At 63.4% G+C, this 20,797-nt stretch carries 21 protein-coding genes; 12 read left to right on the top strand and 9 right to left on the bottom strand.

The features are described 5' to 3' along the window. Positions 1–77: 77 nt before the first annotated feature. The 3 genes from ACCQ08_RS17425 (at position 78) to ACCQ08_RS17415 (ending at position 3,167) form a co-directional block, all read left to right on the top strand. Entirely contained in the window at positions 78–1,079 is a 1,002-nt protein-coding gene (locus ACCQ08_RS17425) for a Bug family tripartite tricarboxylate transporter substrate binding protein (RefSeq protein WP_373450516.1), read from the top strand. A gap of 121 nt (positions 1,080–1,200) precedes the next feature. Next, complete coding sequence (locus tag ACCQ08_RS17420) at positions 1,201–1,644, top strand: tripartite tricarboxylate transporter TctB family protein (RefSeq protein ID WP_373450515.1); 444 nt, start codon at positions 1,201–1,203, stop codon at positions 1,642–1,644. Then, the gene (locus ACCQ08_RS17415) at positions 1,641–3,167 is read left to right on the top strand and encodes a tripartite tricarboxylate transporter permease (RefSeq protein WP_373450514.1); all 1,527 of its coding nucleotides are present in this window, start codon (positions 1,641–1,643) and stop codon (positions 3,165–3,167) included. Before ACCQ08_RS17420 ends, ACCQ08_RS17415 begins: the two co-directional genes overlap by 4 nt. Before the next feature lie 95 nt (positions 3,168–3,262). Here ACCQ08_RS17415 and mpl read toward each other — a convergent pair whose 3' ends face one another. Next, on the bottom strand, positions 3,263–4,666 hold the full coding sequence (mpl, locus tag ACCQ08_RS17410) for a UDP-N-acetylmuramate:L-alanyl-gamma-D-glutamyl-meso-diaminopimelate ligase (protein WP_373450513.1): 1,404 nt from the start codon (positions 4,664–4,666) through the stop codon (positions 3,263–3,265). 103 nt (positions 4,667–4,769) lie between these two features. Here mpl and ACCQ08_RS17405 point away from each other — a divergent pair, with 103 nt between their 5' ends. The 7 genes from ACCQ08_RS17405 (at position 4,770) to ACCQ08_RS17375 (ending at position 11,350) form a co-directional block, all read left to right on the top strand. Beyond that, entirely contained in the window at positions 4,770–5,366 is a 597-nt protein-coding gene (locus ACCQ08_RS17405) for a hypothetical protein (RefSeq protein ID WP_239810702.1), read from the top strand. A 114-nt stretch (positions 5,367–5,480) separates the two neighbouring features. Continuing rightward, positions 5,481–5,957 (top strand): TlpA disulfide reductase family protein, encoded by a 477-nt coding sequence (locus tag ACCQ08_RS17400; RefSeq protein WP_312417397.1) that lies wholly within the window; start codon positions 5,481–5,483, stop codon positions 5,955–5,957. Between the two features lie 117 nt (positions 5,958–6,074). Beyond that, positions 6,075–6,530 carry an acetyl-CoA carboxylase biotin carboxyl carrier protein gene (accB, locus tag ACCQ08_RS17395; protein ID WP_239810704.1) on the top strand — a complete coding sequence of 152 codons (456 nt, stop codon included), beginning with the start codon at positions 6,075–6,077 and terminating at the stop codon, positions 6,528–6,530. 10 nt (positions 6,531–6,540) lie between these two features. Continuing rightward, positions 6,541–7,896 (top strand): acetyl-CoA carboxylase biotin carboxylase subunit, encoded by a 1,356-nt coding sequence (gene accC, locus ACCQ08_RS17390; protein WP_021026145.1) that lies wholly within the window; start codon positions 6,541–6,543, stop codon positions 7,894–7,896. A gap of 75 nt (positions 7,897–7,971) precedes the next feature. Beyond that, positions 7,972–8,892, top strand: a complete 921-nt coding sequence (gene prmA, locus ACCQ08_RS17385) for a 50S ribosomal protein L11 methyltransferase (protein WP_312417393.1) — start codon at positions 7,972–7,974, stop codon at positions 8,890–8,892. Positions 8,893–8,917: 25 nt separating this feature from the next. Next, complete coding sequence (locus ACCQ08_RS17380) at positions 8,918–10,420, top strand: zinc-ribbon and DUF3426 domain-containing protein (RefSeq protein ID WP_373450512.1); 1,503 nt, start codon at positions 8,918–8,920, stop codon at positions 10,418–10,420. A 27-nt stretch (positions 10,421–10,447) separates the two neighbouring features. Continuing rightward, a complete protein-coding gene (locus tag ACCQ08_RS17375; RefSeq protein ID WP_239810707.1) occupies positions 10,448–11,350 on the top strand; it encodes a carbohydrate kinase family protein in 903 nt (300 codons plus the stop codon). Positions 11,351–11,470: 120 nt separating this feature from the next. On the opposite strand, the gene ACCQ08_RS17370 is transcribed toward ACCQ08_RS17375, so the two are convergent. The 8 genes from ACCQ08_RS17370 to ACCQ08_RS17335 all read right to left on the bottom strand — a co-directional run bounded on the left by ACCQ08_RS17370 (position 11,471) and on the right by ACCQ08_RS17335 (position 19,681). Continuing rightward, entirely contained in the window at positions 11,471–11,950 is a 480-nt protein-coding gene (locus ACCQ08_RS17370; protein WP_373450511.1) for an N-acetyltransferase family protein, read from the bottom strand. 36 nt (positions 11,951–11,986) lie between these two features. Continuing rightward, positions 11,987–12,418 (bottom strand): divergent PAP2 family protein, encoded by a 432-nt coding sequence (locus ACCQ08_RS17365; protein ID WP_239810709.1) that lies wholly within the window; start codon positions 12,416–12,418, stop codon positions 11,987–11,989. A 2-nt stretch (positions 12,419–12,420) separates the two neighbouring features. Then, entirely contained in the window at positions 12,421–13,299 is an 879-nt protein-coding gene (locus ACCQ08_RS17360; protein WP_312833768.1) for a decaprenyl-phosphate phosphoribosyltransferase, read from the bottom strand. Positions 13,300–13,303: 4 nt separating this feature from the next. Then, the gene (locus ACCQ08_RS17355; RefSeq protein ID WP_373450510.1) at positions 13,304–14,731 is read right to left on the bottom strand and encodes a hypothetical protein; all 1,428 of its coding nucleotides are present in this window, start codon (positions 14,729–14,731) and stop codon (positions 13,304–13,306) included. A gap of 5 nt (positions 14,732–14,736) precedes the next feature. Beyond that, on the bottom strand, positions 14,737–15,789 hold the full coding sequence (locus ACCQ08_RS17350) for a bifunctional nicotinamide-nucleotide adenylyltransferase/Nudix hydroxylase (RefSeq protein WP_312833766.1): 1,053 nt from the start codon (positions 15,787–15,789) through the stop codon (positions 14,737–14,739). A 68-nt stretch (positions 15,790–15,857) separates the two neighbouring features. Next, the gene (locus ACCQ08_RS17345) at positions 15,858–17,558 is read right to left on the bottom strand and encodes an NAD+ synthase (RefSeq protein ID WP_239810713.1); all 1,701 of its coding nucleotides are present in this window, start codon (positions 17,556–17,558) and stop codon (positions 15,858–15,860) included. A gap of 9 nt (positions 17,559–17,567) precedes the next feature. Next, complete coding sequence (gene pncB, locus ACCQ08_RS17340) at positions 17,568–18,755, bottom strand: nicotinate phosphoribosyltransferase (RefSeq protein ID WP_239810714.1); 1,188 nt, start codon at positions 18,753–18,755, stop codon at positions 17,568–17,570. Positions 18,756–18,823: 68 nt separating this feature from the next. After that, complete coding sequence (locus tag ACCQ08_RS17335) at positions 18,824–19,681, bottom strand: cysteine hydrolase (RefSeq protein WP_373450509.1); 858 nt, start codon at positions 19,679–19,681, stop codon at positions 18,824–18,826. Positions 19,682–19,845: 164 nt separating this feature from the next. On the opposite strand from ACCQ08_RS17335, the gene ACCQ08_RS17330 reads away from it, so the two are divergent. After that, positions 19,846–20,529, top strand: a complete 684-nt coding sequence (locus ACCQ08_RS17330) for an NUDIX domain-containing protein (protein ID WP_312833764.1) — start codon at positions 19,846–19,848, stop codon at positions 20,527–20,529. Then, positions 20,526–20,797: hypothetical protein (locus ACCQ08_RS17325; protein WP_373450508.1), on the top strand; the 272-nt coding region annotated here is incomplete at its 3' end. The genes ACCQ08_RS17330 and ACCQ08_RS17325, both read left to right, overlap by 4 nt.

The raw sequence follows: 20,797 nt of genomic DNA, 5'->3' as shown, positions 1-20,797 counted from the left end.
CCGTCCGTCCTGCGTGTCGTGACCGGTACCGCAGCAACGGCGCTCAAGCGTTCATTCCAGTTCAGGAGACACAGCATATGTTTACCAGCCGTTTATCAGGCCAGGCCTTGCGCCTCTTCACCAGTGCCGCCCTTGCAGCGGGCACGGTGGCGCCCGCGATGGCGCAGACCGAGCCCCGCCGTCCGGAGTGCATTGCCCCGGCCCAGCCCGGCGGTGGATTTGATCTGACCTGCCGCCTGGCGCAGACCGGCATGCGCGAGTCCAAAGCGCTGCAGCGGCCCATGCGCATCGTCTACATGCCGGGCGGCATCGGTGCGGTGGCCTACAACAGCATCATCACCCAGCGTCCTGCCGATGGTGGAGCCATCGCGGCGTTCTCCAGTGGTTCACTGCTCAACCTGGCACAGGGAAAATTTGGCAAGTACAGCGTCGAGGATGTGCGCTGGCTGGCCACCGTCGGCGCCGATTATGGCGTAGCGATGGTGCGCGCGGATTCACCTTACCAGGATCTCCCGAGCCTGATGGCTGCTTTCAAGGCGGACCCTGCGAAGATCGTGCTGGGCGCCGGTGGCTCCATCGGCAGCCAGGACTGGATGAAGGCCGCGCTGACCGCCCGTGCCGCCGGCGTCGATTACAAGAAGATGCGCTTTGTCGCCTTCGAAGGCGGCGGCGAAGCGGTGACCGCATTGCGGGGTGGCCATATCCAGGCCTTCATGGGCGATGCGGCAGAGGCCGTCACGATGCTGGAAGGGGGCGCTCCGATCCGGGTGCTCGCGGTCTACCACTCGGAACGTTTGCCCGGTGCGCTTGCCCAGGTACCCACCGCGGCAGAGCAGGGCTTCAACATTGAATGGCCCATCATCCGTGGCTTCTATGTGGGCCCCAAAGTGTCGGATGCAGATTACCGCTGGTGGCAGCAAGCCTTTGACAAGGCCATGGCCACCCCGGAGTTCGGCAAAGCCCAGGCACAGCTGGGGCTCATGCCTTTCAATAAAACCGGCGCCGAGCTGGAGGCTTATGTGAAAGACCGCACACGGCATTACAGCGAATTGGCCCGCTCGTTCGATCTGCTCAAGTAAGGCCTTGTCCTATAGGGCGGCGCAATGGTCTTGCTTCGGCACGGGGCCGCAGGCAGGGGCTCTTACCCCTCGCGGCGCAGCGACAGGTGTTCGCGGCCGCCACTCATCCGGAGATATATCGATGGTTCTCAATGATCGCGTTCTTGGCGTGGCAGCACTGCTGCTATCTGCTTTCTTGGCATGGTTTGGGCGTGGACTAGAGGCGCCTTTTGCCTACGAGCCCGTGGGCCCACGGGCGTTTCCGCTGTTGCTGGCGGCCGTGATTGCGCTGTGCGGTCTGCGCCTGGTCGTTAAGGGCGGCAACCCGGCAGCGCCTAACCCGTTGGGCGCCAACATGCGCATCGCCTGGATGGTGGTGCTCGTGGTGGTGTATGCCGGGTTGTTCCAGGTCGTCGGCTTTGTCGTGGCAACGGCTGTCACGGCCGCTTGCGTGGGCCGGCTCTTCGGCGGCAGTTGGATGCAGTGCGGCATCGGCGGCGCCAGCCTGAGCCTGCTTTTCTATTTTCTTTTTGACCGCGTGCTGGACGTCGTGCTGCCGCTGGGCTGGTTGGAGGGCCTGTTATGAGTTCGATGCTGGACAACCTGTCGCTGGGTTTTGGCGTTGCCTTTTCAGGTACCAACCTGCTGGTCGCACTGATCGGCTCCTTTTTTGGCACCATCGTTGGGGTGCTGCCCGGCCTGGGTCCCACCAATGGTGTGGCGATGCTGGTGCCGATCGCCTTTGCCATGGGCCTGCCGGCAGATACCGCGTTGATCTTGCTCGCCGCAGTCTATGTGGGTGCTGAATATGGGGGCCGGATCACGTCGATTCTGATCAATGTGCCGGGCGAGGCCGCAGCGGTGATGACGACTTTGGATGGCTATCCGCTGGCGCGGCAGGGTCTGGGAAGCGTGGCCTTGTCGCTGTCGGCCTGGTCCTCCTTTGTCGGCTCGCTCATCGCGATCGTCGGCATCGCGGCGTTTGCGCCCTTTCTGGCGCAGTGGGCGTTGGCCTTTGGTCCGGCAGAGTATTTTGTCCTGATGGTGTTTGCCTTTTGTGCGCTGACCAGCCTGCTGGGTGAGCAGCCTGTCAAAGGCGTTTTGGCGGCTGCCATCGGCCTGTCGATCGCGACGATCGGCGTGGATGCCAACTCGGGCGTTTACCGCTACACCTTCGGAATTCCGCACCTGACCGATGGCCTGGATTTTGTCGTGGTCGTCATTGGCTTGTTTGCCGTCGCTGAAATGCTGCAGATGCTGGAGAACAAGCTGTCGGGCCAAAGCGTCGAAGTGCCGCCGAGCCAACGCAAACTTTTCAATCTGCGTGAGCTGCGTTTGACCTCGGGCAGCACTGCACGGGGCAGTCTGCTCGGTTTTGTGCTCGGCGTGCTGCCCGGCGCTGGCGCCAGCGTCGCATCGGCCGTGGCCTACGCCAACGAGAAGCGCTATATAGAAGACAAGGACCCGGACGCCAAATTCGGCCAGGGGGATATGCGCGGCCTGGCTGCACCCGAGGCGGCCAACAACAGTGCAGCGACCGGCTCCTTCATTCCGATGCTCACCCTGGGCGTGCCCGGCTCGGGTACGACGGCGGTGATGATGGGCGCGCTCACGCTCTACAACATCACGCCCGGGCCGGTGCTGTTTGAGCAGCAGCCCGCGCTGGTCTGGGGTCTGATTGCCTCACTGCTGATTGCCAATGTGATGCTGCTGGTGATGAACATCCCGATGGTGCGGGTGTTTGCCGCGATGCTGTCCATCCCCGGCTGGCTGCTGGTGCCGGGCATCCTGGCGATCAGCTTCATTGGTGTCTACGCCATCAGTGCCACGACCTTCGACCTGATGGCGGTGGTCGCGATCGGCGTGGTCGGTTACCTGCTGCGCAAGCTCCACGTTCCGATGGCGCCGATGGTGTTGGGTGTCGTTCTGGGCACGATGATGGAGCAAAACCTGCGGCGCGCGCTGTCCATCACCAATGGCGATGTGTCCATTCTTTGGGCCAGCACGGTCTGCATGGTCCTCTGGGTGCTGGCTGCGGCCGTGGTGCTGGGGCCCATGGGCTACCGGTGGCTGGTAAAACGCCATCGAGCGCAGGAGGCCGCTGTCTGAGGCAGGGCAGCGGGCCTGGTGCGACACCGCTATCCAGACCAAGGCGAGCACCGGAGGCTCGCCTTTTTCTTGGGGAGTGCGGTCGCGCCGGCCGATCAGTGGCGGGCTGCGAGCGCCTTCAGCAGTTTGTCCTGGATACCGCCAAAGCCGCCATTGCTCATGCCAACGATCACATCGCCCGGCTGGGCTGCCTGCAGCACCTGGGCGATCAGGCTGTCGATGTCCCCTGCAGTCTGCGCGCGTGCGCCCATCGGGGCCAGCGCCTGCGCAGCGTCCCAGTCCAGGCCGGCGGTGTGGCAAAAGGCCAGATCGGCCGATTCCAGCGACCAGGGCAGCTGCGACTTCATCGTGCCGAGCTTCATCGTGTTGCTGCGTGGCTCGAACACCGCAAGAATGCGGGTTTGCGCACCCACCTGCTGGCGCAGGCCATCCAAGGTGGTGCGGATGGCCGTCGGGTGGTGGGCGAAATCATCATAGACCTGGATGCCGGCGGCACTGCCGCGCAGTTCCATGCGCCGCTTGACATTCTGAAAGCGCGATAAGGCTTGGGCTGCCTCTGCGGGCGCCACGCCCACATGCTGGGCGGCTGCCATGGCGGCGAGCGCATTCATCTGGTTGTGCACACCGCTCAGGCTCCACTGCACCTTACCGGCGGGCGCATCTTTGTAGAACACTTCAAAGTTCGACGGGTCACCCTCGGCGCGCATATCGTCGATGGCCGCGCCAAAACGCACGACCTCGCTCCAGCAGCCTTGGTGCAGCACGCGGGTCAGGCTCTCCTCGACGCCATTGGCCACCACCCGGCCGCTGGCGGGCACGGTGCGTACCAGGTGGTGGAACTGGCGCTCAATGGCAGCCAGGTCATCAAAGATGTCGGCGTGGTCGAACTCCAGATTGTTCAGCACGGCCGTGCGGGGGCGGTAATGCACAAACTTGCTGCGCTTGTCGAAAAATGCGGTGTCGTACTCGTCGGCCTCGATCACAAACACGGGGCGCGGGTCGCCATCGCCGGGCCGGGTGGGCGCACCCAGGCGTGCGGAGACGCCAAAATCCAGTGGCACGCCGCCGACCAGAAAGCCTGGCTGCAGGCCGGCAGCCTCCAGAATCCAGGTGAGCATCGAGGTCGTCGTGGTCTTGCCATGGGTGCCGGCCACGGCCAACACATGGCGGCCCTGCAGCACATGCTCGGCCAGCCATTGGGGGCCGCTGGTGTACGGGGCGCCGGTATCCAGAATGGCTTCCATCAGCGGAAACTTGGGCGAGCCATCATCCAGGCGGGCCCGGCTGACCACATTGCCCACCACATACATGTCAGGCTGCAGTGCGAGCTGGTCGGCGCCAAAGCCTTCGATCAGCTCAATGCCCAGCGCGCGCAGCTGGTCGCTCATCGGCGGGTAGACGCCGCTGTCGCAGCCCGTTACCTTGTGCCCGGCCTCACGGGCCAAGGCGGCCACGCCACCCATGAAGGTGCCACAAATACCCAGAATATGAATGTGCATGGAGATCGATTCTACGGCGCGCCCAGGCAGAACCCGCGCTGATGGCGGCCGTAATTGCAAGCAAGTGCCGCGCAGCCCGCGCAAATCCGACACAATGGAATGCATGAAGACTGATGCAAGCTGGGAAATCGCCAATACCGCCGCACGCATGGTGGTGGAAGAAGGCCTGGAATGGGGGCCGGCCAAGAAGCGCGCCGTCAAGCAACTGGGGCTGCCGGGCCGCACCGCGCTGCCCGACAACGATCTGCTTGAAGCAGCGGTGCGCGACTACCTCGAGCTGTTCTGTGGTGACACCCAACCCACCGAACTGCGTGCATTGCGCGAGCTGGCCGTACTGTGGATGGAGCGCATGGAGGCCTTCCGGCCCTATCTGGCGGGGGCGGTCTGGAATGGCACCGCCACGCGGCTGTCTGACATATATATACAGTTGTTCTGTGATGACTCCAAATCCGCTGAGATTGCGCTGATTGACCATGGTGTGCGCTATGAGGTATCGTCGATCAACGGTTTCCACGGCGAGACCGTCGACGCCTTGTCGATCAGCAGTTTTTGCAAGCCGCTGAACGAAAGCATTGGCGTGCACTACCTGGTCTATGACCTTGATGACTTGCGTGGTGCCTTGAAGCCTGATGCGCAGGGGCGCACCCCGCGTGGCTCGCTGGAGGCGGTGCGCCGCCTGTTGATCCCCGCCACGGAGTGATGCCTGATGCCGACACCTGAACGCCCCCCTGTCGATACCCCGCAAACCTTGCCATTACCGCCTGCCAGCGCCGGCCGCAGGCGGCTGCTGACCGGAGGCGTGGCCGCAGCGGCCTTGGCAGCGGGAGCGGGCTGGGCCTGGTGGCGCCACCGTCTTTCCGAGCCCAGCAGCCCGGCGCTGGACGGGCTGTGGAACCAGACCTTTGCCGCACCGGGTGGCCAGACCGAGGTGCGCATGCAGGCGTTCCAGGGCAAGCCGCTGCTGCTTAATTTTTGGGCAACCTGGTGCCCGCCTTGTGTGGAAGAGTTGCCGATGCTCAACGCATTCTATGCAGCGCAACAAAGCAAGGGCTGGCAGGTTCTGGGTCTGGCCGTGGACCAGGATGCTGCAGTGCAGCGCTTTTTGCAGCGTCTGCCCCTCGCGTTCCCCGTCGGCATCGCGGGCCTGAGCGGCACACAACTGACACGCGACCTGGGCAATTCTGCCGGCGGCCTACCGTTCACTGTGGTATTTGGTAGGCAAGGTAACGTACAGCATCGTAAAATGGGGCAACTTCTTGCATCTGACTTGCAAAATTGGGCAAGTCTATAAGGCATGCAAGCCGGGACGGCAGTGTTGCCGTTGATCAAAAATCGAAGATATTGAGTCAAATAGGGCGAAATTGGAGTAAATTTGCGCCCTGTTTGATTTTTAGCCGTTGGAGCTCCCATGGATTTACGCAAGCTGAAAACCCTGATCGATCTCGTGTCCGAGTCGAATGTATCGGAGTTGGAAATCACCGAAGCAGAAGGCAAGGTTCGCATTGTGAAGGGCGGCGGTGCTGTGGTGCAGCAAGTGATGGCTGCGCCCGTGCTGCCCGCTGCGGCCCCGGCAGCGGCAGCGCCTGCTGCAGCCGCTGCGCCGGCCGAGGCAGCTCCGGCTGCAGCGCAAGGCCATACGGTGAAGTCGCCGATGGTGGGTACTTTCTACCGCTCGTCGGCACCGGGCGCCAAGGCCTTTGTCGAAGTGGGCAGCCAGGTCAAGGAAGGCGATACCGTGTGCATCATTGAAGCGATGAAGATCCTCAATGAGATCGAAGCCGACAAGTCCGGCACGATCAAGCAGATCCTGGGTGAGAACGGCCAGGCCGTGGAATTTGGTCAGCCTCTGTTCATCATTGAATAAGGCCTCGCCCATGTTCAAGAAAATTCTGGTTGCCAACCGCGGAGAGATCGCACTGCGTGTGCAGCGCGCGTGCCGCGAGCTGGGCATCAAGGCCGTGATGGTCTATTCAGAGGCGGACCGCGACGCCAAGTATGTGAAGCTGGCCGATGAGGCGGTTTGCATTGGCCCGGCGCCGTCGGCCCAAAGCTACCTGAACATGCCTGCGATCATCTCGGCTGCCGAGGTGACCGACGCCGAGGCGATCCACCCTGGTTATGGCTTTCTGTCCGAGAACGCCGATTTTGCCGAGCGCGTGGAAAAGAGCGGTTTCCAGTTCATTGGCCCGACGCCCGAGTCCATCCGCATCATGGGTGACAAGGTGTCTGCCAAGCAGGCAATGATCAAGGCTGGTGTGCCTTGCGTGCCTGGTTCGGACGGCGAACTGCCCGACGACCCGGCGCTGATCCGCCGCATTGCCAAGGCCATCGGCTACCCGGTGATCATCAAGGCCGCTGGCGGCGGTGGTGGCCGGGGCATGCGTGTGGTGCATACCGAGGCAGCGCTGGTCAATGCGGTGCAGATGACCAAGGCGGAAGCCGGTGCTGCATTCGGCAATCCTGCGGTGTACATGGAAAAGTACCTGCAGAACCCGCGCCACATCGAAATCCAGGTGATGGCCGACAAGTTCAAGAACGCCGTGTATCTGGGCGAGCGCGATTGCTCGATGCAGCGCCGCCACCAGAAGGTGATCGAAGAGGCGCCGGCCCCAGGCATTCCACGCCGTCTGATCGAAAAGATTGGCGACCGCTGCGTGGCCGCCTGCAAGAAGATCGGCTACCGCGGTGCGGGCACGTTCGAATTTCTGTACGAAAACGGCGAGTTCTACTTCATCGAGATGAACACCCGCGTGCAGGTTGAGCACCCGGTGACCGAATGGATCACTGGCGTCGACATCGTCGGCACCCAGATCATGGTCGCCGCTGGTGAGAAACTGCCGTTCACGCAGCGCCAGATCAACGCACAGATGCGCGGTCATGCGATCGAATGCCGGATCAACGCCGAAGATGCCTACAAGTTCACGCCGTCGCCTGGCCGTGTCACTACCTGGCACATGCCCGGCGGCCCCGGTGTGCGGGTCGATTCGCATGTGTATGCGAACTACTTCGTGCCACCGAACTACGACTCGATGATTGGCAAGCTGATCGTCTATGGCGACACCCGCGAACAAGCCATTGCCCGCATGCGCACCGCGCTGCTGGAGACGGCGGTCGAGGGTATTTCGACGAATATTCCGCTGCACTCGGAACTGATGGTGGATGCCAAGTTCAATGCCGGCGGCACCAATATCCACTATCTGGAAGAGTGGCTGGCTGCGCGCAAGCGTTGATGCACCCCCTTTCATCGTGATAGATGCTGGCATTTCCAAGGGAATGCCAGCTTTTTGCATTAAGGAAACCCTGTCATGTACGAACTGTGCCTGATGTGCCCGGAAGACCGGGTCGAGAGCGTGAGCGAAGCGCTGGATGCGCTCGATGCGCTCAGCGTCTCGGTCGAAGATGCCGATGCCCAGACCGATGCCGAGCAGGCGCTGTTTGGCGAACCCGGCATGCCGCCGCCCAAGGATGGCTGGCAGCGCAGCCGCATCGTGGCGCTGTTCCCGCAGCGCGCTGCAGCCGAAGAGGCGCAGAGCCTGCTGCAGCTGCAGGATTTCTTTGCAGGCTGCAGCCTGCTGGGCATCCGTGAAGTGGCCGAGCAGGACTGGGTGCGCCTGACCCAATCGCAGTTCGCGCCGGTGGACATCACGCCGGATTTCTGGATTGTGCCCACCTGGCACGAACTGCCGGCAGCTGCCACCCGCAGCATCCGCCTGGACCCGGGCCTCGCCTTTGGCACCGGCACCCACCCCACCACCCGCATGTGCCTGCGCTGGATTGCGCAGCGCGGCGCCGAGGGGCAGGATCTGGGCCGCGTGCTGGATTACGGCTGCGGCTCCGGCATTCTGGCCATTGGCGCCGCCAAGTTTGGCGCGCTGGACATCGACGCGGTGGACATCGACACCGCTGCCGTGGAATCGACCGAGTACAACGCCCAGGCCAACCACGTGCAGCTGCGCGCCGGCTTGCCCGATGCCGCACAGGGCGTGTACCAGACGGTGCTGGCCAACATCCTGGCGACGCCGCTGAAGGTGCTGGCCCCCTTGCTGTGCGCCCATGTGGCTGAAGGCGGCCACCTGGTGCTGGCCGGTATTCTGGAGCGCCAGACCGATGAGCTGAAGGCCGCCTATGCGCCTTACCTGCAGCTGGACGTGGCCGATAGCGAAGACGGTTGGGTGCTGATGACGGCACGGCGCGCAGCAGATTCCGCCACCGGGACAGGCCGCTGAGTTTCTGACCCTACAATCCACTGCGATGAGCCAGATAACGCGTTGCCCCCAGTGCCAGACCCGCTTCAAGGTGGTGGATGACCAGTTGCGCATCTCCGATGGCTGGGTGCGCTGCGGCAAATGCAAGGCGGTATTTGACGCGCTCACGCACCTGGTAGCCAGTGCGCCGGCAGCGCCTGCCGGCCCGCGGGCGCCGTCTGTGGAACATGCCCCTGTTGCAGCGCAGGCCCCGGTGGCGGCTCCGTCCATGGCGGCGGCGCTCAGCCCCGAGCCCACGCAGGACGGGGCGGCGGTGCTGCGGACCGAGAACTCGCTGCAGGTCGACCCCCATGCCCAGGTGCCCGAGCTGTCGGTGCTGGTGTTTCCTCGCCGTGCCAATGCCAGCGGGGATTCGGGCTATGTGGACTCGTCCTGGATGCAGGCTTATGGGGACGAGGCCGAAGCGCAGACCCCCGCCGCGCCACCTGCATCGCAGGACCGCAGCGGTCTGGAAAGCGAATGGCAGCCGATGGCCGACCAGCGCCCGGAATCGCTGCGCAGCAGCCGGGTGGATTTTTCGGCGACCGACGATCTGGCAGAGCTGCAAGCCCGTGAGGGCCGCTTGCTGGAGGCCATTGCCGAGCGTCAAAAGCCCGCAACTGTGCCTGTGCCGCCAGCGCCAGTGCAGCCCGCTGCTGTGGATGATGCTCCGCTGCCCTTCGCTGCGGAGGTGGTGGCACCTGTTGCCCCTGTTGACCCTGTTGCAAACGACCGGCATGTCCCGGAACCTGCTTCACCTCCGCCGTATTTGCGGCAGAGCAGCGCCCATGGTCTGTCCGACCCCGCCCCGGTAGCGCGGCAAGAGGATGAACTGCTGCTGGCGCCCGAGATGGCGGGCAGAAGCCTGCATGCGGGTAAGGTAGAGCCCTCGCTGTCCGGGCCGACCAACTATGTGGCGCAGATGGATGAGGCCGTTGCGGCGGCCGATGCCGCGGCGGCCGATGCCGCGGCTGCCGTTGGCATGGATAGGGCCGCCGAGCCCGGCTTTGTACGCGCTGCCAAACGCAAGGCGTTCTGGCGCAAGCCCTGGGTGGTGGTGCTGTCGCTGCTGCTCGGTCTGCTGCTGTTGGCGGCCTTGCTGCTGCAGATGGCGCTGACCCAGCGGGACCGCCTGGCGCTGGCCCAGCCCCAGTGGCGGCCAGCGCTGCAAGCGGCCTGCCGCCTGGCGGGTTGCGAGATAGCGCCGCTTCGGCAACTGCAGTCCGTCTCTATCGACAGCACCAGTTTCAACGCCGTGGGGCCACGCCAGTTCCGGCTGCGGGTGGTGTTGCGCAATGGGGCGGACTATCCGGTGGCAGTCCCTGCGCTGGAGTTGAGCCTCAACGACGCGGCAGAAAAGCTGGTGCTGCGCCGCGTGCTGCGCCCGCAGGAGCTGCAGGCACCTGCCGAGCTACAAGCGCATGGCGAGTGGACGGCGGAGATGGTCATCCAGGTGGCAGAGGCTGCCGGCGATGTGGTGGGCTACCGCGTACTCGCGTTCTACCCTTGAAATTTTGATAACAGAAAGAATAGCTTCATGGCTTCGCTGATCTGCGGCTCGCTCGCGTTTGACAACATCATGACCTTCTCTGGCCGCTTTGCCGACCAGATCATGCCCGATCAGATTCATATCCTGAACGTGTCCTTTCTGGTGCCGACCCTGCGGCGGGATTTTGGCGGCTGCGCCGGCAATATCGCCTACGCGCTGAACCTGCTGGGCGGCAAAGCCCTGCCGATGGCCGTCGTCGGTCATGACGGTGATGGCTACGTAGCGCATTTCAAGCAGCTGGGCATCGACACGCGCTTCATCAAGAAGCTCGACGACCATTACACCGCCCAGTGCATGATCACCACCGACATGGACAACAACCAGATCACCGCCTTCCACCCCGGCGCGATGATGCAGGCCCATCAAAACACCATCACCAAGGACTGCGGCGCAGCCATTGGCATCGTGGCGCCCGATGGCCGTGACGCCATGCTCCAGCACGCCGAGCAGCTGCATGCCGCCGGCATTCCCTTTGTGTTTGACCCCGGCCAGGGCCTGCCGATGTTCGATGGCAATGACCTGCGCCACTTCATCAGCCTGGCCACCTGGGTGACCGTGAACGACTACGAAGGCAAGATGCTGAGCGAGCGCACTGGCCTGTCGTTTGCCGATATCTCGACCCAGGTGCAGGGCCTGATGGTGACCCTGGGCGCCGAGGGCTGCGATCTGTGGGAAAACGGCGAGCGCACCCATGTGCCTGGCATCCAGGCCGCTGCGGTCGTCGATCCGACCGGCTGTGGCGACGCCTGGCGCGGTGGTTTGTTGTGGGGCCTGGAGCATGGCCGCCCGCTGCGCCAATGCGTGGAACTGGGCAACCGCATGGGCTCGCTGAAGATCGCAGCACGCGGGCCGCAAAACTACCAGCTGGATTTTGACCCTGCAGCGGTCTGAGGCGGCGGCGCAAACCCTCTGGGTTGCGCCTTGCCGTCACGCTGGTTCAACGGGGCCAACGCGGGAAATGCGCCCGATGGGCTGAGGCGGGGCAAGCGCTCCTCTGAGCGGGCCCCAGCATCAACCCTTCGCAAAGGCTTCCAGCGCCTCGCCGGTCATCCGGTATTTGATCCATTCGCTCTGCGGCTTGGCGCCCAGGCTGTCATAGAACTGGATCGATGGGGTGTTCCAGTCCAGCACGCTCCATTCGAAGCGCCCGCAGTCCTTGTCCAGCGCAATGCGCGCCAGATGGCGCAGCAAGGCCTTGCCCGCGCCGCTGCCGCGGTGGCTGGGGTCCACGTACAGGTCTTCCAGGTACAGGCCATTGCGCCCCTGCCAGGTGGAGTAATTGAAGAAATACACCGCAAAGCCGATGGCCAGGCCATCCTCCGCGCAGATCAGGCCGTGCGCGGTGGCACCTGCACTGAACATGGTCTTGTGCACATGGGCGGGTGTGGAGAGCACCTCGTGCTCGGCGTTTTCATAGACCGCCAGATCGCGCACAAAGCGCAGGATGGTATCGGTGTCGTCGATGGTGGCGGGGCGAATGGTCAATGGCATACGGAAAAGCCGCGTGGGGCGCTGGCAAGCAAAAGCTCAATCGTACAACGGCAGCCAGGCGTGCACGGCCCAGGCCAGCACAATGCCGCAAACCACGCCACCCAGAATCTCGGCAAGGCTGTGGCCCATGCGTTCGCGCAGTGCAGTGGTGGTCGCCGCCGGGGCCTGCTGCTGTAGACGGTTGATGGCCTGCGCATGCTTGCCTACCTGCCGGCGCAGGCTGCTGGCATCCAACACGACGATGAATGCCAGGGTCAGGGCAACGCCAAAAGCCGGATGGTCAATGCCATGCTTGAACGCGACGAGCGCAGCCATGCTGCTGACAATCGCGCTGTGGTTGCTGGGCATGCCGCCATAGCCGATCAAGCCAAAGGCGGGCTTGCCCGCGCGCCAGCTGTTGATCAGAAACTTCAGTGAGCCGGCCACCAGCCAGGCCAGCAGCGGGGTCAGCAGATAGGACAGATCCATGCTTATCCTTTCAGTCCCGCCAGCGCCCACAGGCACACCAGCACCCATGCCAGTACCGTCAGCAGCAGCGGCAGATCGCTGAGCAAGGCATCGGTGGGCGACTCACCGCCGTCGAGCTTTTCCACCACATACCAGTAGCGAAACAGCCCAAACAGGACCAGCGGAATCGACACCACGAGTTGCGGGCGGACCGACATCACAAACATGCTGTAGAACAGCAGGGCACCGGTCGCAGCGATCTCGGCATAGCGCTCCACCAGCGACACCGAATATTTCTGCAAGACTGCCCGGGCTTCGGTACCCGTTTGCAGCAATTCCTGGCGCCGCTTGAGCGCCGCAAGATACAGCGCCAGACACAAGGTGGTGACAAACATCCAGGAGCTGATTGGCACCTGCAGCGCCTGCGCGCCGCCCCATACGCGCAGTACAAAGCCGATGGCGATCGTGAAAATATCGAGGACTGGCTGGTGCTTGAGGTAGTAGCTGTAGGCCAGATTCAGCACCAGGTAGGCGGCAATCACTGGCAGCACCTGCGGGGCCCATGGCCAGGCGGCCAGCAGCAGCGCATACAGCACCAGCAGCAGCAGCAGCGCCTGGCGCACCGTGACCAGGCCCGCGGCGAGGGGGCGGGTCCGGGATTTGCGGGGGTGCTTGCGGTCCTGATCGATATCACGCAGGTCGTTGACGATGTAGGTAGCCGAGGAGGCCACACAAAACAGCAGCATGGCCAGCAGCGCCTGGACTACGGCATGCCGGTCGGTGAACGAGCCGGTGAATACCAGCGGTGCCAGCACAAAACCGTTCTTGATCCACTGGCGTGGCCGCATCAGGCGCAGCAAGCCGAGCAGGCGTTGAGAGGGCGAAGCAGTGGTCGCGGGCATGGCGCTATCTTGCAGCACGCAGACGCTCTAGTACGCCAAAAATGGCACCTAACCAGAGCAGGATAAAGCCCGGCAGGAAGACGGCTGCATGGCGCTCTACCTCGACCATACCGTCGCCAAATACCGAGCTGAAGATGCTGTAGAAGCACAGCAAGCCGCCGATCCAGATGGCATGTGCGCACAGGGATTGGCGACCACGAGGCAGGAGCGCATAGACAAATGCCGCTGCTGCCAGCATGGCCATGACAGCAACCATTGCCAGGTACAGACCTCGTGGGGCACTGACGATCAGCGATGAGGGCGAACTGGCATACATGCCCGGAGACAGCTCACTGGCATGGTAAGGATAGAGTTGCGGGAAAAAGCCATAGACCGGTTTGTAGGCCTCCACGCCCGCGAGCAGCGTCTTGGCAATAGTCGACGGTTGCTTGACTGCCAGGTTCAGCAGCTTTAAGCGGCTGATGCTGGCAACCTCCGGGCAGATATTCTGTTTGAGGCCATGGTTGAAGGCATGTGCACCAATGCCGGCCATCTGGGCGCATTCAGGGCGCAGACCCAGGCTGACTGCAGCTTCTTCAGGGTTGCGGGAGTGCATCAGCACGCCATAAAAGATGGTGTCGGTGCGGTTGACGCGGTCGATGCCAGCATAGAACTCCTGGCTTTGTGCGGGGCGCAGATAGCTATGGCACAGGCTGGCCACCAGTACGGCGCAGAGCATGGCGGCACTGTGCAGGCGGTACTGCCGGCCATTGAGGAGCAGGAAGACGGCCGTCAGCACGATGGCCAGGTAAAAGTACTGCTGGTTGGAAAACCCGAGCATGAAAGTCAGCAACGCGAGCAGCAGCGAGGCCCAGGGACTGCGCGAGAACGCATCCAGGCGGCAGGCCAGCAGCACCGTCACCACGAACAAAGAAAAGAACAGGCTGCTGAAGACCGGGTAGAGCGACTGGAAATACAGCAAGGTGCTCATGTCCCACCACAGCAGCACAAAACAGGCACTGAGAAACACGCGCAGGCGCATGCTGCGCAAGGCCCACATCAGCGCGGTATAGGCCAGCAGCACGATGACCCATTTGGCATAGGCCAGGTGCTGGATGGGGAAGGTGTCGCCCACGCTGTGGCCCAGCTTGAGTGCGCTGAGGTAAATGGTTTCAGCCGTCGGATTGCAAAACTGCCACAGCCTTTCGCCGTTGTAGTGCAGCTGCGCGACCACCCGGTCAGGCGCAGGGCTGTGGAAGGCTTCGGACTGGGCGTCAAAGTTCCAGATGCCTACGCAGCCGGAGGTGCGCAGGAAATCGAAATTGTTGGGGTAGCCGAGCACAGGCGAGTGCGCGCTGAACACCAGAAAACGAACTGTACCCAGCAGCACCAGCACGGCAATGAGCAGCCAGGGCCAGCGGGCACCTGGGCGGTTGGAGACAAAGGCTTGCATGGGCGCTATTGTCCGTTGCCCGCCAGCACTTTCTGCACGATCTGGAAATGGTCCTCAAAAAACTCGGCCTCGCGGGCGCGTATCGCATCGATGCTGAGCCAGAAGGCCTCGGCTGCATCATCGTCGGCACGCACCGCAGGCTTGGGGCTGCGCTGCAGGTCGAAATAGTGCACATGGGTGATAGTGCGGCCACGCTGGCTGCGGTCCGGGTGGTCGAACACGGTGACCGACTGCAAGCTGGCCTGCAACTGGGCCTCATTCAACGCGCAATGCGTCTCTTCCTGCAGCTCGCGCAGGCACGATTGCCAGAGGCTGTCGCGCGGCTCGACAAAGCCGCCGGGCAAGGCCAGCAGACCCTTGCCCGGCGCATGGCCTCGGCGAATCACCAGCACATCATTGCCGCAGCGCAGCAGCGCATCGACGGTCACGAAGACCGGCGGGTAGGGTGCTGCCGCCCAGGAGGCCTGGTAGCGGCGCAGCATCTGCCATTCGGTTTGCAGTGCGGCGTATTCGGGGGTGGCGCGGAACTGCTGCAGAAACTGCAGCGAGCTGGCCGGCAGCATGCCGGCCAAGGCGGACAGGCCTGCTGCGGAATCATTGCCTTGCAAGCCAAAGTAGGCGTCGCGGATGGGGGTGGCGTCAATGCTGTTTTGGCGCGGCAGGCTGACCAGCTCCCAGCCAGGGAAGTGGGCCAGGTAGCTGCTGCTCTCGTCCTTGAAGTGGCCCACCAGGCCAATGCGGGCGCCAGGTTGGCTGTGGCTGGTGACGGCTTCGCGCACGGCCGTGACCCAGCGCGGCTCGTCGTAGTAATCGCGGATGGGCACAAACACCAGGCGCGCCGCATCGGCCGGGCTCAGTGCTGCGGCAAACATCTGCGCACGCTCTTGCCAGGTGAAGGGGTTTTTCGGGCTGCGGGCCTGCAGTGCCGATCCCAATACCACCACCACCTTGCTGGCGCGGGCAAGCGCGTGCTGCAGCAAGGCCAGGTGGCCCAGGTGCGGCGGCTGGAAGCGGCCAATCAATACCGCCAGGTCATAGTGCTCGTTAGCTGCGCTCATATCTCGTTGTCTTGGTGCCTGCTGGTGTGTTTGTTGGGGATTATGCGCTGGGCATGCGCCGGCTCGCTTCAGGGGTAGTAGGCCGCAATCGGCATTTGCCGGCCGGTGCCAAAGGCGCGGGGGCGCAGGCGCAGAATGGGCGGCGCCTGGCGGCGCTTGTATTCGCTGCGGTGGACCATGCGCTGCACCTTGGCGACGGTCTGGCGGCCCGCGTCCGTCTGCGCCAGCCGCTCGACGAACTGCTGGGCGGCGTTGTATTCCAGGGTCGACAGGCGCTGGCCTTCAATCAGGATCTTGAGGATCTCGTCGAGCACCGCATAGGGTGGCAGGCTGTCCTCGTCCTTCTGGTCGGGGGCCAGCTCGGCCGATGGCGGCTTGTCGATGATGGCCTCGGGGATCAACTCGCGCCCGGCGCTGGCGTTGAGGTGGCGCGAGAGCGCGAAGACCTCCGTCTTGTAGAGGTCGCCCAGCAGTCCCAGGCCGCCATTGGTGTCACCATACAGGGTGCAATAGCCTACGGAGATTTCGGACTTGTTGCCCGTGGTCAGCAGCAGATGGCCGAAGGCATTGCTGTACTCCATCAGGATGGTGCCGCGAATGCGGGCCTGAACGTTCTCCAGCGGCAGGCCCTGCAGTGGCGCGCCAAAGCTGGTCTCAAACTGCCGGGCATAGCCCTGTACCAGGTCGGCAATCGGGTGGGTGTGCAGCGCAATGCCCAGGTTGCGGCACAGTGCCACCGAGTCGTCCACCGAGCCGCTGGAGGAGTAGTGCGAGGGCATGGTGATGCCGACCACGTTCTCGGGGCCGAGTGCCTCTGCTGCCAGCGCCAGGGTGAGCGCGGAATCGATGCCGCCCGAGCTGCCCACGACGACCTGGCGAAAGCCGCAGCGGCGCGCATAGTCGCGCAGACCCAGAATGATCTGCTGGCGGTAGAACTCCATCGTCGGCAGGCCTTCTGCCGGTGGGCGGGCAGGTGGCGTGCCATCGGGCAGGCAGAAGCCGCCGTTGTCAAAGCCCAGGGTGCAGACGGTTTGCACAAAGCGCGGCGCTTCCCAGACGATGCCGCGCTCGGGCTGCACCGCAAACGATGCACCATCGAACACGATCTGATCCTGGCCCCCGATCTGGTTGACATACAGGATCGGCAGGCCGTGGCGGCGCGCGGCCTGGCTGAAGATCTGGTGGCGCTCCTCGCGCTTGCCCAGGTGGCTGGGGCTGGCGTTGATGCTGACGACCACATCGGGGGCCGCATCGGCCATGCGCTCGAAGGGGTTGGTCGCGTAGTCGGCACCGCTGTCGTTCCAGCCGTCCTCACAGATCAGAAAGCCGACCTGCATCTGGCCGATGCGCAGCACCTTGGCCACATCGCGGCCCGGCTCGAAGTGGCGGCGCTCGTCAAAGATGTTGTAGGTGGGCAGCAGCTGCTTGTCGTACTGCAGGCGGATGGCGCCGTTGTGCAGCACCAGCAGGCTGTTGTGCAGATGCTTGCCCGGGCCGGCGGCGCGGGTAGGCGCGCCCAATACCCAGTGCAGATCGGGCAGCTGTTGGCTCTCTTGCAACAGGCGCGCAATGCCGGCATCCACGCGGGCCAGAAAATCGGGCTCGTCGAGCAGATCGCCGGGGTAGTAGGCGGTCAGTGACAGCTCGGCAAAGACGACCAGCTGCGCGCCTTCGGCCTGCGCCTGGCGGGCGGCGGCGACCATCTGGTCGATATTGCCATCCATGTCGCCGACAGTGGGGTTCAGTTGGGCCAGGGTGATCTTGAGCATGGCGGCTCCTTAATGCGTCACATGGAACACTTGCTTGAGGTAGGCGAGGTAGGTCTCGTCGTCGCACAGGGTCTTGCCTGGGCTGTCACTGAGCTTGGCCACCGGTTGGCCATTGGCGTGGGTGAGCTTCATCACGATGTTGAGCTGCTTGAGACCCATGTCATTGGCAAGTTGCGTACCTATGCCAAAACCGCACTGGATGCGATCGGCGAAGTGCTGGTAGAGTGCCAGCGCGCTGTCCAGGGTCAGTCCATCGGAGAACACCAGGCGCTTGGAATGCGCATTGATGCGCAGCTTGGCGTAGTGGGCCAGCGCTTTTTCGCCCCATTCATAGGGGTCACCGGAGTCATGGCGCAAGCCGTCGAACAGCTTGGCAAAGTACATGTCGAAATCGGCGAGGAAGGCATCCATGCCCACCGTGTCGGTCAGTGCGATTCCCAGGTCGCCCCGGTACTCTTGCACCCAGTCTTCGAGCGCGGCGATCTGGAAATCGCGCAGCCGCACGCCGTGGGCCTGGTAGCTTTGCAGGTATTCATGGGCCATGGTGCCGATCGGCACCAGGTTCAGATCACGGGCCAGCAGCACATTGGAGGTGCCCTTGAACCACTGCGCCGTCTGCGTGGCAAAAGCTTGTACCACCTCGCGCTGCCAGGGGGCCGAAAAGCGCCGGCGCACGCCAAAGTCAAACAGCTCAAAAGGATGGCGGTGCTTGGCCTCTTGCGCCAACTCTTGCAGCCGCACGATCTTGGCGCCCAGGCGCTTGCGCCCTTCGGCCAGCGCGCTGGCCTGGTCAAAGCGGCGGAAGTACAGCTCGTTGACAATGGAGAGCACAAAGATCTCGAAGCCCATCACATGCACCTGGGGGCCATGGGCGACGATATGCAGGCCATCGCCATCGGGCTCGACCTCGATGAAATCACGCTGGAACTGGAAGATGCGCAGAAAGTCGATGAAGTCGCTCTTCATGAAGCGCAGGCTGGCCAGGTAGTCGAGCTCATCCTTCTTGAACTTCAGCGCGCACAGCGCGTCGATCTCGGCGCGCACCTCGGCCAGCAGATCGACCAGCGGAAACTCGGTCTGCGAGCGGCAGACAAAGCGGTAGGTGGACTGGGTCTGCGGATGGCGATGGAGCATGGCCTGCCACATCGTGAACTTGTACAAATCGGTGTCGAGCAGGCTGGTGATGATGGGCTGCATACCGCGTCTTTCTCTGTCAAAAATGAGAGCTGCCAGCGCCAGTTCAGTCCGTGCTGGCGCTGAAGTATTTATAAATGGAAAGCAGTGCTGGTGCAGCAGCGTACACCGATGGCGCGCATCTGCTGCAAAAAGGTTTCTTGTGCCGCTTCAAAGCCAGCGACGGGGCTCATGCAGTCGGTCAGCAGGACGATGCGCGAGAAATCCTCGGCACCCCAAAGCGGCCCCATATGCTGCACGATGTGCTCGGTGGTGGCACGCACGCAGTGGCTGCCCGCCTCACCGGCAATCACCAGCGTATCGGCCTGTGCCAGCTGCTGCAGCAGGGCGGTGTTGAGTCCGGTGTCCGCATCCTGCGGATCGGGCACCTCGGCGCAGATGGCGCTGTAGTGTTCGGTGTAGGGGTTCATGCCCTTGAACACATGCTTGACGGCGCGTTGGCGCTGGCTTTGCCATTGGCGGCAGGCACTCAGGATGCCGGCGTGCACGCCGTGGCCGATGCTGCCGATTTCGCAGTGCAGCGGCCAGACCATCAAGGTGTAGCGGCCCTGGGCTTCCAGTGCATCCAAATAGGCGAGGCTGCGGTCCTGCTCGTCCGGGTTGCGGGGCCTGAAGCTGCCGTCGCGCAGCTGCGCGGCCGTGATGGCGGTAAAGGGCTGCACCGGGCTGCCATCGCCTTGCTGCCAGAAGGCGGGATGCGCAATGTCGTAGGCCTGGTGGGAGTCGAGCGTGACGGTGATGCCATCGAGCTGAGAGGCATGCTGCAGCAGCCATTGCGCCAGGCGTTGCATGTCTGCATGGGCGCCCGCCACAGGCAGGCTGGGGGCAAATGGCGAGGGGTTTGCCGCACTGCTGGGGCGCCAATCTGGCGGCAGGTCGCAAAAGTCGTTTTGCGGGTCGATGATGAGCAGCTGTGTGCGTTGGCGCATGTCTTTCTCCTTCAATGAATGCCAGTCTACGCCTGTTAAAATAATTTTGCAACTAACTGATTGTGGTGGTCGGCAGCAAATCCTTGGCCTGAAGCCTATGTTTGTATTGATTCCGGGTAGCTGCGGCGGCATACTTCCCTTTATGAGAAAGACTTGGTGCAAAAATGAATCAAAGTGAAACCGCCTTGGGCCAGGTGCTGACCACCGTGGATGTGGTGGTGCTGACCTTGGTGGACGGGGTGTTGAGCGTCGTGCTGGTGCAGCGCGAGCGCGCGCCGTTTGCCGGGGTGTGGGCTTTGCCGGGCGGCTACATCCATGCGCAAGAAGACGCCGATGCCCATGCCAGTGCCGCCCGTGTGCTGCGCAGCAAGGCGGGGATTGAAGACGCTTATCTGGAGCAACTGGCCACGTTTACCGGCCCGGCACGGGACCCGCGCGGCTGGTCGGTCGCCATCAGCTATTGCGCACTGATCCCGCAGCAGAAGCTGCCGACCCATCGGCCCGGGCTGAAGCTGGTGCCGGTCACTGCCACCGGCCAGTTGCCGTTTGACCATGCACAAATCCTGCAGGCCGCAGTGGCGCGGGTGCGCAGCAAGAGCCAGTACTCCTCGCTGCCGGTGCATTTCTTCGGCGAGAGCTTTACCTTGCCGCAGTTGCAGCAGGTCTATGAAAGCATTTTGGGCGAGCCGCTGAACAAGGTGAGCTTTCGCCGCAAGATGGACGAGCTGGGCATGCTCGAGCCCGTGCCCGGCGAAATGCAGGCTGGTGGCGCGCACCGGCCGGCGCAGCTGCACCGGGTGCGGCCGGAGTTCAGGCAGCAGCTGGCGCTGAGTGCTAGAGGACTGTGAGTGCGTTGCCTTGGCTGACGAGTACCCATAAAAAAATCCGCTGGATCATTCCGAGCGGATTTCTTGTGAAGACAGACCTGAATTACTTCAGACCGGCAGCAGCACGCAGCAGCGCAGCCTTGTCCGTACGTTGGCTTCGGCCGGGCCTGGCGGCCCTTCACATCGCGAGCGATGTGAGCCTGCGCCGAAGAACCGACAAACTCGCTACGCTCAGGGCCTTACAGGCCCGCAGCAGCGCGCAGCACTGCTGGCTGTCAGCGGTCTTTGG

Source organism: Comamonas sp. SY3 (assembly GCF_041730275.1).
Classification (GTDB): domain Bacteria; phylum Pseudomonadota; class Gammaproteobacteria; order Burkholderiales; family Burkholderiaceae_C; genus Comamonas; species Comamonas sediminis.
This window is presented reverse-complemented; position numbering and strand designations above follow the sequence as displayed.